Genomic DNA, 12,146 nt, shown 5'->3' with positions numbered 1-12,146 from the left:
ATTTTATTTCTCAAAAATAAAAAAGCAAAATGTCTGCATCGATCTTCAGGAGTTTTTATGAAACTTTTCCGTATTCTGGATCCATTCACATTAACGCTTATCGCTGTCGTCCTGCTTGCCACCTTCTTCCCGGCGCGCGGCGAGTTCGTGCCCTTTTTCGAAAACCTGACTACTGCCGCCATTGCGTTGCTGTTTTTTATGCACGGTGCCAAGCTGTCACGCGAGTCGATTATCGCTGGCGGAAGCCACTGGCGGCTGCATCTGTGGGTCATGTGCAGCACCTTCGTGGTTTTCCCGGTGCTGGGCGTATTGTTTGCCTGGTGGGCTCCGATTAACGTTGACCCGCTGCTCTACTCCGGTTTCCTGTATCTGTGTATCCTGCCTGCTACCGTGCAGTCGGCGATTGCCTTTACCTCCCTTGCTGGCGGTAACGTTGCAGCAGCCGTGTGTTCCGCTTCCGCCTCCAGTCTGCTGGGGATTTTCCTCTCGCCGTTGTTGGTGGGCCTGGTGATGAATGTGCATGGCGCAGGCGGTAGCCTTGAACAGGTGGGTAAAATCATGCTGCAACTGCTGCTCCCCTTTGTGCTGGGTCACCTTTCTCGCCCATGGACGGCAGCGTTTGTCACCAAACATAAGAAATGGATTGCCAAAACTGACCAGACATCGATTCTGCTGGTCGTCTATTCCGCCTTTAGCGAGGCGGTGGTCAACGGAATTTGGCACAAGGTTGGCGTCGGTTCACTGCTGTTTATCGTGATCGTCAGCATAGTGCTACTGGCGCTGATAATCCTGATTAATACCGTCGTCGCACGTCGACTGGGCTTTAATAAAGCGGATGAGATTACTATTGTGTTCTGCGGGTCGAAAAAGAGTCTGGCCAACGGTATTCCGATGGCCAATATTCTTTTCCCGACATCCGTGCTGGGAATGATGGTGCTGCCGCTGATGATCTTCCACCAGATTCAGTTGATGACCTGCGCGGTGCTGGCGCGCCGCTATAAAGCGCAGGCGGAGAAATTGCAGGCCAAAGAGCAGGCCCGCGTCGGTAACTAGCGTTTCAGGGGCTGCACCAGTTGGGTCAGCCCTTCAGTTTTAATCAGCAACGTCAATTGCATCAGCTCGCCAAGATGCCCGGCAGGGAATTGATCCTTACGGGCAAACCACAACAGGTACTCTTCAGGCACATCAATCAGCCTGCGCCCCTTGTACTTGCCGAACGGCATTTCAGTGTTAGCTATCTCAATAAGCTGATCTTTATCCACTTCAGACTCCTAACAGGCGCAGCATTTCAGCTTCATCAATCACCTCAATGCCCAGCTCCTGCGCTTTTACAAGCTTTGAGCCAGCGGCTTCACCGGCAATGACCAGATCCGTTTTCTTCGACACACTACCCGCCACTTTTGCGCCCAGCTCGACCAGGCGCGCTTTGGCGTCATCACGAGACATCTGACTCAGACTGCCGGTCAGCACCACGGTTTTTCCAGCAAACGGACTGTCGATCTCTTCGGCATTAATGACTACCGGTGCCGGCCAGTTTACGCCTTCTTTGAGCAACTGCTGGATAACCTCACGGTTACTCTCCTCAGCGAAGAAATTAAATACGTGATTAGCCACCACGACGCCGACGTCCGGCACTTTCTGTAGGTCTTCAATCGATGCAGCTTCCAGGGTTTTCAGCGTGCCAAAGAAGGCGGCCAACCCTGCCGCGGTCGCTTCCCCAACTTCGCGGATGCCCAACGCATACAGGAAGCGGGCAAATGTTGTCTGTTTGGCTTTCTCCAACGCGCTGACCACATTCAGTGCCGATTTCGGCCCCATACGGTCAAGCCCGGTCAGTTTTCCCGCCGTCAGGGTAAAGAGATCGGCCGGGGTGTGAACGTATTCTTTCTCCACCAACTGGTCGATAATTTTATCGCCCATGCCGTCGACATCAAGTGCACGACGGGAGACGAAATGCTTTAGCGCTTCTTTACGCTGCGCACCGCAGATTAACCCCCCGGTACAGCGAGCCACGGCTTCGCCTTCAACACGTTCAACATCAGAGTTACACACCGGGCAATGGGTCGGGAAGACTATCTCCTGCGTTTCGTCCGGGCGCTCAGAAAGCACCACGTTGACCACCTGCGGGATAACGTCACCAGCACGGCGGATAACCACTTTGTCGCCAATTCGCAGCCCCAGACGTTCAATCTCATCAGCATTGTGCAGTGTGGCGTTACTCACCAGCACGCCTGCCACCTGAACCGGCTCAAGACGCGCGACCGGTGTGATCGCTCCAGTACGCCCGACCTGGAACTCAACGTCACGGACAAACGTCATCTGTTCTTGCGCGGGGAATTTAAATGCCACCGCCCAGCGAGGCGCACGAGCCACAAAGCCAAGCTGTTCTTGTAATGCCAGCGAGTTCACCTTGATGACCACACCATCAATATCAAAGCCTAACGTCGGGCGGTCTTCCTCAACCTTATGGTAGTAAGCGAGTACTTCCTCCGGTGAATCGCATAGCTTCACGCGATCGCTGACCGGCAGGCCCCACTCTTTGAATTGCAGCAGACGCCCCAAATGGGTATCCGGCAGCTCACCACCCTCCAGCACGCCCACGCCGTAACAGAAGAAAGTAAGCGGTCGCTTCGCGGTAATACGCGGGTCAAGCTGGCGTAACGAACCGGCCGCCGCATTACGCGGGTTAGCAAAAACTTTGTTGCCAGTGCGGCGCGCTTCGTCATTGATTTTTTCAAAGCCAGCCTGCGGCATAAAGACTTCGCCACGCACTTCCAGGCGTGCCGGAATATTTTCGCCGCGCAATTTCAACGGGATGGCACGGATAGTGCGCACGTTGGAGGTGATATCTTCACCGGTGGTTCCGTCACCGCGCGTTGCCGCACTCACCAGCACACCGTTTTCATACAGGATACTGACGGCCAGGCCATCAAGTTTCAACTCACAGCACCAGGTCAGTTTGTCCGCGCTCTTCAGGCGGTCCTGCACGCGTTTGTTGAAGGCCAGAAAACTTTCTTCATCAAACACGTTATCCAGCGACAACATAGGGACTTCATGGCGAATCTGACTAAATGCGCCCAGCGGCTGCGCGCCGACGCGCTGAGTGGGAGAATCCGAAGTAATAAGTTCAGGATGCTGCGCTTCGAGCTCACGCAGTTCGCGCATCAGACGGTCGTATTCCGCATCCGGCAGTTCCGGTGTATCTAAAACGTGATAAAGGTATTCATGATGGCGAAGCGTCGTTCGCAGTTCAGTCAGTTGTTGTTCTATTGGTTGCATATCACACCATCAATATAAAAAACCCCCGACAGGCGGGGGTTCAGGAAGGATTGGAAAGGCGCAAACCTATCAGGCGTTGGCGTCTATCACTTCGCGGATGCGATCCTGATACTCACGCATTTTTTGCGGAGTCATCATGCGGCGCTGATCGTCAAGCACCACACCGCCGACTTCATCAGCGATGTACTGAGCTGACTGGAGCATCAGTTTGAAGTTTTGCAGTTCATCACCATAAGCGGGAACCTGCATAAACATCGTGACGCCCGGCGTTTGCATCTCGCTCATGTTGTCCGGATCAAAGGTTCCCGGTTTCAGCATGTTGGCAAGGCTAAACAGCGCAGGGCCACTACCGTCCGGGCTAAGATGGCGATGGAAAATATTCATGTCGCCAAATTTGAAACCGGCCTGTTGAATACTGTTGAGCAGCACTTCGCCGTTGATGAACGACCCCTGGTGTGCAGAAACGTTCATCACGATAACCGTCTCTTTGCGCTCCTTCACCACCGGTGCAGGCTCTGCAGCTGGCGGCGCGACGGGCTCAGACTGTGGTTGATGCACAGGTTCAGGCGTAACAACCGGTGCTTCAACGGGTTGAACTGGCTGTGGCGCTGCGGGCTGTGGTGCCACAGGTTGCGGTTCAGGCTGACGCACAGGCTGTGGCGCCTGAGCGGGCTGCACAGGCTGATGCGGCTGTTGCATAGGCGGCTGCTGTACCGGCTCTTGCGGACGCACGGGCGCTTGCGCCTGACGCTCGTAAGGCGGCTGGTACTGGTGTTGAGGCGACTGACGAGGGGCTTCATGCTCCCCAGTAACCCCAGGGGCGTGATTGACCTTGTGGACACGAACTTCACCCACGCCTTCAACATTGTCATCAAAGTCATCTTCCGACACATCATCGGCTTCACGAGACTTCATACGCTTCATTGGACGATCGCGGAACATCGATGAACGTTCTTTACGGCTCGTCCAGAAACCATGAACCAGTAAAGCGAGTATGGCGATCGCGCCAACAATGATTAATATCAGACGCAAATCCTGCATCATTATATTCTCTGTTGTTCTAACACCTTGCCACCACGGCAAACATTTACTCACTAAGAGTATTTGCCCATCACGTCAAGTGCAAGTGCACTTACGGCTTTCACCGCATAAAGATGGACTAAATCGTGTTTTTTGCTGTTTTTTCGAACATTTCTTAACTGGTCATTGTCCAACAACCCGATAATATAGAGTCGTCTTTTCAATGTAGTCAGACAAAGGAGCATTACCTGACCATGGTTTCATCGTCCACCCCTTCCGCGCGTAGCGGCGTTTACTACTTCTCTCAGGGCTGGAAATTGATCGGCTTGCCGGGCATCCGGCGTTTCGTCATTTTACCTTTGTTAGTCAATATCGTCCTGATGGGTGGCGCTTTCTGGTGGCTGTTCAGCAAGTTGGGGAGTTGGATCCCCTCTTTAATGAGCCGCATTCCCGATTGGCTACAGTGGCTGAGCTATCTGCTATGGCCGGTTATTGTTCTGTCGATTTTACTCGTCTTTGGCTATTTCTTTTCTACCATAGCCAACTGGATTGCCGCTCCGTTCAACGGCCTGCTGGCCGAACAGCTTGAAGCGCGTTTAACTGGCGCCACGCCGCCGGATACCGGTGTTCTGGGCATTATGAAAGACCTGCCGCGTATCATGAAGCGCGAATGGCAAAAGCTCGCCTGGTACCTGCCGCGGGCCATCGTCCTGCTGTTGCTGTACTTTATTCCGGGAATCGGTCAAACGGTAGCGCCGGTGCTGTGGTTCTTATTCAGCGCCTGGATGCTGGCAATTCAATACTGTGACTATCCGTTTGATAACCACAAGGTACCGTTCAAAACCATGCGTGAAGCGTTGAGAACTCGTAAGGTCACCAATATGCAGTTTGGCTCACTGGTGAGCCTGTTTACGCTTATTCCGGTGCTCAATCTGGTCATTATTCCGGTTGCCATCTGCGGCGCGACGGCAATGTGGGTTGATTGTTATCGCGATAAACATGCGATGTGGAAATAAGCTCACTCTCGCGTAATGCTTTACTGATGTTGTAGGTCGGATAAGCACAGCGCCATCCTGCAGAGCCCACACAAATTGCCGGATGGCGGTGTAAACGCCTTATCCGGCCTACCGTTCCTCTTATACCCTGCCTTATTCCATCCGGCTTGCCATTATTTCCCTTCAGTATATAGATATGCGAAATCCTTACTTCCGCAGAATCTTTAAGCAGGTATGCTGGTCCAGTACCCCAAATTTCATACAGTTAAGGACAGGCCATGAGTAAGATTTTTGAAGATAACTCCCTGACTATCGGTCATACACCGCTGGTACGACTGAACCGCATCGGTAACGGGCGCATCCTGGCGAAGGTTGAATCACGTAACCCAAGCTTTAGCGTCAAATGCCGTATCGGTGCCAATATGATTTGGGATGCCGAAAAACGTGGCGTACTGAAAGCTGGCATTGAGCTGGTAGAACCGACCAGCGGAAACACCGGTATCGCCCTGGCCTATGTTGCCGCCGCGCGTGGTTACAAGCTGACCCTGACCATGCCTGAAACCATGAGTGTCGAACGCCGCAAGCTCCTTAAAGCACTAGGCGCGAACCTGGTACTGACCGAAGGCGCGAAAGGCATGAAGGGCGCGATTCAGAAAGCCGAAGAGATTGTGGCCAGCAATCCAGAAAAATTCCTGTTGCTGCAGCAGTTCAGCAATCCGGCTAACCCGGAAATTCACGAAAAAACCACCGGCCCAGAAATCTGGGAAGATACCGATGGTCAAGTTGACGTCTTCATTTCAGGCGTGGGCACCGGCGGTACGCTGACTGGTGTAACGCGCTACATTAAAGGCACAAAAGGCAAAACCGATCTGATCGCGGTTGCCGTTGAGCCTACCGACTCCCCGGTTATCGCTCAGGCGCTGGCAGGCGAAGAACTCAAACCAGGCCCGCACAAGATCCAGGGGATCGGTGCTGGTTTCATTCCGGGTAACCTCGATCTGAAACTGATTGATAAAGTGGTTGCCATCACGAATGAAGAAGCCATTTCTACGGCGCGTCGTCTGATGGAAGAAGAAGGCATTCTTGCCGGTATTTCCTCCGGTGCTGCCGTTGCCGCCGCGCTCAAACTTCAGGAAGATGAAACCTTTACCAATAAGAATATTGTGGTTATTCTACCTTCTTCAGGTGAGCGCTATTTAAGCACCGCATTGTTCGCAGATCTCTTCACTGAGAAAGAACTGCAACAGTAGTGCCAGCACGTTAAAATCGTGTAAAAAAGCACCCTTCTGGGTGCTTTTTTGTGGCATGCATCAAACTTTTACCCCTCCTGGCATTGCTTCACCTCCGTAGGTCTGGTATTTAACCATCATATTTATTTTGAGCCGCGAAATTATTCTTAACAGATTTTCCAGTAGCTGAATCGATTTTATGATTTGGTTCAAATCCTGCTTTCACGGCATAATGTTTAATGGTAAGCGAAACGTCAAAGGCCAGAAGCGTCTGCGTTGTGAGTTCATCTCCAACGATAGTGCTGATTTAGTAGACGTCGCTTGATGAGTAATACAGGCTAAAGTGTTGCCACCAGGCTAGACTTTAGTTCCACAACACAAAACCTATAAGTTGGGGAAATACAATGTTCCAGCAAGAAGTTACCATTACCGCTCCGAACGGTCTGCATACCCGCCCTGCTGCTCAGTTTGTTAAAGAAGCTAAAGGCTTCACCTCCGAGATCACTGTGACTTCCAACGGCAAAAGCGCTAGCGCGAAAAGCCTGTTCAAACTGCAAACTCTGGGCCTGACCCAGGGCACCGTTGTCACCCTGTCTGCAGAAGGTGAAGACGAGCAGAAAGCAGTTGAACATCTGGTTAAACTGATGGCTGAACTCGAGTAAGTTCAACGAGTTTTTTTCAATATCAGTCACAAGTAAGGTAGGGTTATGATTTCAGGCATTTTAGCATCCCCGGGTATCGCTTTCGGCAAAGCATTGCTGCTGAAAGAAGATGAGATTGTCATCGACCGGAAGAAAATTTCTGCCGATAAGGTTGAGCAGGAAGTTGAGCGTTTTCTGAGCGGTCGTTCTAAGGCGTCAGCTCAGCTCGAAGCTATCAAAACTAAAGCTGGCGAAACTTTTGGTGAAGAAAAAGAAGCCATCTTCGAAGGGCACATCATGCTGCTTGAAGATGAGGAGCTGGAGCAGGAAATCATAGCCCTGATTAAAGATAAGAACATGACGGCTGATGCAGCTGCTCATGAAATTATCGAAGGTCAGGCGACTGCCCTGGAAGAACTGGATGATGAATACCTGAAAGAGCGTGCGGCTGACGTGCGTGATATCGGTAAGCGCCTGCTGCGCAACATCCTGGGTCTGGCGATCATCGACCTTAGCGCTATTCAGGATGAAGTTATCCTGGTTGCTGCTGACCTGACGCCGTCTGAAACTGCACAGCTGAACCTGAACAAGGTGCTGGGCTTTATCACTGATGCTGGTGGCCGTACCTCCCACACCTCTATCATGGCGCGCTCCCTTGAGCTGCCAGCGATCGTGGGCACCGGTAGCGTCACCGCGCAAGTGAAGAATGGCGACTATCTGATTCTGGATGCCGTAAACAACCTGGTTTACGTCAATCCTACGAATGAAAAAATCGAAGAACTGCGTGCTGTTCAAGAGCAGGTTGCTTCTGAGAAAGCTGAACTGGCTAAACTGAAAGATCTGCCGGCAATCACCCTTGATGGCCACCAGGTTGAAGTTTGCGCCAACATCGGTACCGTGCGTGATATCGACGGTGCTGAGCGTAACGGCGCGGAAGGCGTTGGCCTGTACCGTACCGAATTCCTGTTTATGGACCGCGATGCGCTGCCAACTGAAGAAGAACAGTTTGCTGCGTATAAAGCCGTTGCTGAAGCTTGTGGCTCTCAGGCGGTCATCGTCCGTACCATGGACATCGGTGGCGATAAAGAGCTGCCGTACATGAACTTCCCGAAAGAAGAGAACCCGTTCCTGGGCTGGCGTGCCGTGCGTATCGCAATGGATCGTAAAGAGATCCTGCGTGACCAGGTTCGCGCAATCCTGCGTGCGTCTGCTTTCGGTAAATTGCGCATCATGTTCCCGATGATCATCTCTGTTGAAGAAGTGCGTGCACTGAAAAAAGAGATTGAGATCTACAAACAGGAACTGCGTGACGAAGGTAAAGCGTTTGACGAAACTATCGAAGTCGGCGTCATGGTGGAAACACCAGCAGCGGCAACGATTGCCCGTCATTTAGCCAAAGAAGTTGATTTCTTTAGTATCGGTACCAATGATTTAACGCAGTATACTCTGGCAGTTGACCGTGGTAATGATATGATCTCGCATCTTTACCAACCAATGTCACCATCCGTCCTGACGCTGATCAAGCAAGTTATTGATGCTTCTCATGCTGAAGGTAAATGGACTGGCATGTGTGGTGAGCTTGCAGGCGACGAACGTGCTACACTTCTGTTGCTGGGGATGGGTCTGGACGAATTCTCTATGAGCTCCATTTCTATCCCGCGCATTAAGAAGATTATCCGTAACACGAACTTCGAAGATGCGAAGGTATTAGCAGAGCAAGCTCTTGCTCAACCTACAACGGACGAGTTATTAGCGCTAGTTAACAAGTTCATTGAAGAAAAAACAATCTGCTAATCCACGAGATGCGGCCCAAATTACTGCTTAGGAGAAGATCATGGGTTTGTTCGATAAACTGAAATCTCTGGTTTCTGATGACAAAAAAGACACAGGAACAATTGAGATTATTGCACCGCTCTCTGGCGAAATCGTCAACATCGAAGACGTGCCGGATGTAGTGTTTGCTGAGAAAATCGTTGGTGATGGCATTGCTATCAAACCGACCGGTAACAAAATGGTTGCACCGGTTGACGGCACCATCGGTAAAATCTTTGAGACCAACCACGCTTTCTCTATCGAATCCGATAGCGGCATCGAGCTGTTCGTTCACTTCGGTATCGATACCGTTGAACTGAAAGGCGAAGGTTTCACTCGTATCGCAGAAGAAGGCCAGCGCGTTAAAGTTGGTGACACTGTGATTGAGTTCGATCTGGCCCTGCTGGAAGAGAAAGCCAAGTCTACCCTGACTCCGGTTGTTATCTCCAACATGGACGAGATCAAAGAGCTGACCAAGCTTTCTGGTAGCGTAACTGTGGGCGAGACCCCGGTTATCCGCATCAAGAAGTAATTCTTGCTGCATAGAGAAATGGCGCCGATTGGCGCCATTTTTTTTGCCTGTAGGCCGGATAAGGCGCAAGCGCTGCCATCCAGCAATTGTGCAGCACATTGCCTGATGGCGCAGCGCTTATCAGGCCTACGATTTTGCGACCGGTTATAACTCTACTGTCGCCGGGCGAAAGCACGGTTCGCTCATCAGGATTTTCATCCCTTCCGGCCCGCTTTCCAGCATTCGACGTTCGTAATCGGATACCTGTAGCTCACACTGATAACCACCGGTGATACCAAACATAGCCCGCGCAACGCAGGCATCTTCCAGCGCATTTTGGCCGGAAGTGTCAAAATGGCCAACCAGACGACCATTATGCCGAACCACCAGACGATAACTCTTCATCGCACCTCCCCTGCCGGTGGCAGAATCAATTCATCACAACCGCACTTTTGCGTCCAGCTCATCACCTCAAGCACTCGTTCCGCAGCATCACGCGCGGCATCAGAAAGCATCTTGCGTTGAACAATGCCGCTAATTAACTCCGCGCAGAAGAGATCGCCGGTGCCTTTTAAGTCGGTTTCCAGACGAGGATGATCAATGATAGCCGTCGATTCTGCCGTCACCACGGCAACGGTAATATTGTCAGCCGTCTGACCTGGCGCACTGGTAATAACCACCCATTTGAGCGTATCAGACAGCAGCGACTGTGCGGCGCTAATCGCTTCATTGAGCGTACGGCAAGGTTTACCGCTGAGCATCTCCAGCTCAAAGACATTCGGCGTTAATCCCTGGGCTAACGGCAGCAGATACTTGCGGTAGGCTTCAGGAATTTCAGCCTTGACGTAAATCCCGCTGTCCACATCGCCAATCACCGGGTCAACCAGAATGCAGATATCTGGGTGCGTTATCTTCACCGTCTTAAGCCACTGGGCCAGAAGGGCAATTTGCTCTGCACTGCCCATATAACCGGTGGTCACGGCTTTTAACTCGCGCAACCCATCACGTTCGTTCAGAGCTTTTAAATAGCCACCGAACCACTCAGCAGGGATCACCCCACCGTAAAACGTGTCGTAATGCGGGGTATTGCTGAATAGCACGGTTGGCACGGCGGTCACCCGCAGCCCATGTGCTTTGATGGCCGGTACAGCAATGCTATTGCCTACGCTGCCGTATACCACCAGCGACTGCACGGCGACAATATCCGTTTGCAGCGCGCGATGCTTATCATTAAAGAGCACCGACTGTATATCACTCTCCTGCTCCATCACCTTCTCCTCTGACTCTGGACAGCGGGCCCTCGCCTCACTATTATCGTCATATGCTAAAATTCATTTTGTCATAGGTCAATAATGATCGACGGAAAAAGCGCCAGTGAAATTTTTGACAGTATTCGCCAGCATATTACCAGCGGGAAACTGGCGAAGGGCGAAACGCTGCCGCCGGTACGTGAACTGGCGGTGCAGCTCGACGTTAACCGTAATACCGTCGCCGCAGCCTACAAACGGCTGGTGACTTCCGGACTGGCTCTCAGCCAAGGACGCAATGGCACCGTCGTCAAAGGGACACTCCCGCCTGTCGCACTGGAAGGTGGCAACCCACACTCACCGTTGGCCGACCTCTCCAGCGGAAATCCTGCTCCGGATAAATTACCCGATCTTAGCCGCTATTTGTCACATACCAGCCGAACGCCTCGTCTGTATGGCGATGCGCCGGTCTTACCCTCATTATCTCGCTGGGCCAGTGCATGGATGCAAGAGGCAATGCCAGCGGCCGGTGAAATTGACCTGACCTCCGGGGCAATTGATGCCATTGAACGATTGCTGTGCGCACACCTGCTACCGGGTGATAGCGTCGCGGTTGAAGATCCCTGCTTTTTAAGCAGCATTAGTATGCTCCGCTACAGCGGCTTTGCCGCCAGCCCGGTCAGTATCGACCATGAAGGAATGCTGCCGGAGAGGCTAGAACAAGCGCTGAGCAAAGGTGCCAGAGCGGTGATTTTAACGCCACGTGCGCACAACCCTACGGGATGCAGCCTGAGCCAGGCGCGTGCCACAGAACTCCAGCATATTCTTAGCCGATATCCCCAAGTATTGGTGATTGTCGACGATCACTTCGCCCTGCTGTCATCGACGCCATGGTACCCAATAATTTCTACACAAACGTTACATTGGGCAGTGATACGCTCAATGTCAAAAACACTGGGGCCCGATCTGCGTCTGGCCTTTGTCGCCAGTGACACGGCAACGTCAGCAAAGCTACGTCTGCGTCTTAACTCCGGCAGCCAGTGGGTGAGTCATCTACTGCAGGATCTGACCTATGCCTGCCTCAGCGACGAGGGCTATCAACACAGCCTTACCCAGGTCCGAAAATTCTATGCCGAGCAGCAGCGCAAACTCTTCTGTGCCTTACGCGATCGGGGCATTAACACTATTGCTCCCGGTGACGGTCTGAATTTCTGGTTACCGCTTGCTGACGCTAGTCAGACTACTGCTTTTGCACTGGCAAAATCGGGCTGGCTGGTGCGCGAAGGGGAACCCTTCGGCGTTAGCGCTCCTGCACAAGGTTTACGCATTACGCTTTCCGCGCTCAATGACAACGACATTACCCGGCTGGCATCGGATATTCAGCAAGCACTAAGCCCATAACAGGAGATAAT

Annotated in this window: 12 protein-coding genes; 7 read left to right on the top strand and 5 right to left on the bottom strand. The window is 52.2% G+C overall.

What is annotated here, in order from left to right; all coding sequences use genetic code 11:
• Positions 1–57 precede the first annotated feature (57 nt).
• Positions 58–1,053, top strand: coding sequence for a bile acid:sodium symporter family protein (locus U0026_RS07135; protein WP_062774370.1), 996 nt, complete (start codon positions 58–60; stop codon positions 1,051–1,053).
• Here the strand turns inward: U0026_RS07135 and U0026_RS07130 are convergent.
• The 3 genes from U0026_RS07130 to zipA all read right to left on the bottom strand — a co-directional run bounded on the left by U0026_RS07130 (position 1,050) and on the right by zipA (position 4,323).
• Positions 1,050–1,262: a DUF3820 family protein gene (locus tag U0026_RS07130; RefSeq protein ID WP_062774372.1), complete on the bottom strand. Its 213-nt coding sequence runs from the start codon at positions 1,260–1,262 to the stop codon at positions 1,050–1,052. The two genes, U0026_RS07135 and U0026_RS07130, sit on opposite strands and share 4 nt — an antisense overlap.
• Position 1,263: 1 nt before the next feature.
• A complete protein-coding gene (gene ligA, locus U0026_RS07125) occupies positions 1,264–3,279 on the bottom strand; it encodes an NAD-dependent DNA ligase LigA (protein ID WP_062774374.1) in 2,016 nt (671 codons plus the stop codon).
• 69 nt (positions 3,280–3,348) lie between these two features.
• Positions 3,349–4,323, bottom strand: coding sequence for a cell division protein ZipA (gene zipA, locus U0026_RS07120; RefSeq protein ID WP_062774376.1), 975 nt, complete (start codon positions 4,321–4,323; stop codon positions 3,349–3,351).
• A 230-nt stretch (positions 4,324–4,553) separates the two neighbouring features.
• Here zipA and cysZ point away from each other — a divergent pair, with 230 nt between their 5' ends.
• The 5 genes from cysZ (at position 4,554) to crr (ending at position 9,508) form a co-directional block, all read left to right on the top strand.
• Positions 4,554–5,315, top strand: coding sequence for a sulfate transporter CysZ (gene cysZ / locus U0026_RS07115; protein WP_062774377.1), 762 nt, complete (start codon positions 4,554–4,556; stop codon positions 5,313–5,315).
• A gap of 257 nt (positions 5,316–5,572) precedes the next feature.
• Positions 5,573–6,544 (top strand): cysteine synthase A, encoded by a 972-nt coding sequence (gene cysK / locus U0026_RS07110; protein ID WP_062774379.1) that lies wholly within the window; start codon positions 5,573–5,575, stop codon positions 6,542–6,544.
• Positions 6,545–6,927: 383 nt separating this feature from the next.
• Positions 6,928–7,185 (top strand): phosphocarrier protein Hpr, encoded by a 258-nt coding sequence (gene ptsH, locus U0026_RS07105; protein ID WP_002913505.1) that lies wholly within the window; start codon positions 6,928–6,930, stop codon positions 7,183–7,185.
• Positions 7,186–7,230: 45 nt separating this feature from the next.
• Complete coding sequence (gene ptsI, locus U0026_RS07100) at positions 7,231–8,958, top strand: phosphoenolpyruvate-protein phosphotransferase PtsI (RefSeq protein ID WP_062774380.1); 1,728 nt, start codon at positions 7,231–7,233, stop codon at positions 8,956–8,958.
• 40 nt (positions 8,959–8,998) lie between these two features.
• Positions 8,999–9,508 carry a PTS glucose transporter subunit IIA gene (gene crr / locus U0026_RS07095; protein ID WP_035896914.1) on the top strand — a complete coding sequence of 170 codons (510 nt, stop codon included), beginning with the start codon at positions 8,999–9,001 and terminating at the stop codon, positions 9,506–9,508.
• Between the two features lie 144 nt (positions 9,509–9,652).
• Here the strand turns inward: crr and U0026_RS07090 are convergent, their stop codons facing one another.
• Both U0026_RS07090 and pdxK read right to left on the bottom strand, forming a co-directional pair.
• Positions 9,653–9,892: a hypothetical protein gene (locus U0026_RS07090; RefSeq protein ID WP_062774382.1), complete on the bottom strand. Its 240-nt coding sequence runs from the start codon at positions 9,890–9,892 to the stop codon at positions 9,653–9,655.
• Complete coding sequence (pdxK, locus tag U0026_RS07085; RefSeq protein WP_062774383.1) at positions 9,889–10,755, bottom strand: pyridoxine/pyridoxal/pyridoxamine kinase; 867 nt, start codon at positions 10,753–10,755, stop codon at positions 9,889–9,891. The genes U0026_RS07090 and pdxK overlap by 4 nt, the downstream gene beginning before the upstream one ends.
• 84 nt (positions 10,756–10,839) lie before the next feature.
• Between pdxK and ptsJ the strand changes: the two genes are divergently transcribed.
• Positions 10,840–12,135 carry a MocR-like B6 salvage transcription factor PtsJ gene (gene ptsJ, locus U0026_RS07080; protein ID WP_062774385.1) on the top strand — a complete coding sequence of 432 codons (1,296 nt, stop codon included), beginning with the start codon at positions 10,840–10,842 and terminating at the stop codon, positions 12,133–12,135.
• The last annotated feature ends 11 nt before the right edge of the window (positions 12,136–12,146 follow it).

The organism is Kluyvera intermedia (assembly GCF_034424175.1).
GTDB lineage: Bacteria > Pseudomonadota > Gammaproteobacteria > Enterobacterales > Enterobacteriaceae > Kluyvera > Kluyvera intermedia.
Note: the sequence above shows the minus strand (reverse complement) of the source record. Positions and strands in the feature narration are given on the sequence as shown.

Coding starts and splice junctions, on each gene's coding strand:
- U0026_RS07135 (WP_062774370.1), top strand. CDS start 58: ATGAAACTTTTCCGTATTCTGGATCCATTCACATTAACGCTTATCGCT.
- ligA (WP_062774374.1), bottom strand. CDS start 3,279: ATGCAACCAATAGAACAACAACTGACTGAACTGCGAACGACGCTTCGC.
- zipA (WP_062774376.1), bottom strand. CDS start 4,323: ATGATGCAGGATTTGCGTCTGATATTAATCATTGTTGGCGCGATCGCC.
- cysZ (WP_062774377.1), top strand. CDS start 4,554: ATGGTTTCATCGTCCACCCCTTCCGCGCGTAGCGGCGTTTACTACTTC.
- cysK (WP_062774379.1), top strand. CDS start 5,573: ATGAGTAAGATTTTTGAAGATAACTCCCTGACTATCGGTCATACACCG.
- ptsH (WP_002913505.1), top strand. CDS start 6,928: ATGTTCCAGCAAGAAGTTACCATTACCGCTCCGAACGGTCTGCATACC.
- ptsI (WP_062774380.1), top strand. CDS start 7,231: ATGATTTCAGGCATTTTAGCATCCCCGGGTATCGCTTTCGGCAAAGCA.
- crr (WP_035896914.1), top strand. CDS start 8,999: ATGGGTTTGTTCGATAAACTGAAATCTCTGGTTTCTGATGACAAAAAA.
- U0026_RS07090 (WP_062774382.1), bottom strand. CDS start 9,892: ATGAAGAGTTATCGTCTGGTGGTTCGGCATAATGGTCGTCTGGTTGGC.
- pdxK (WP_062774383.1), bottom strand. CDS start 10,755: ATGGAGCAGGAGAGTGATATACAGTCGGTGCTCTTTAATGATAAGCAT.
- ptsJ (WP_062774385.1), top strand. CDS start 10,840: ATGATCGACGGAAAAAGCGCCAGTGAAATTTTTGACAGTATTCGCCAG.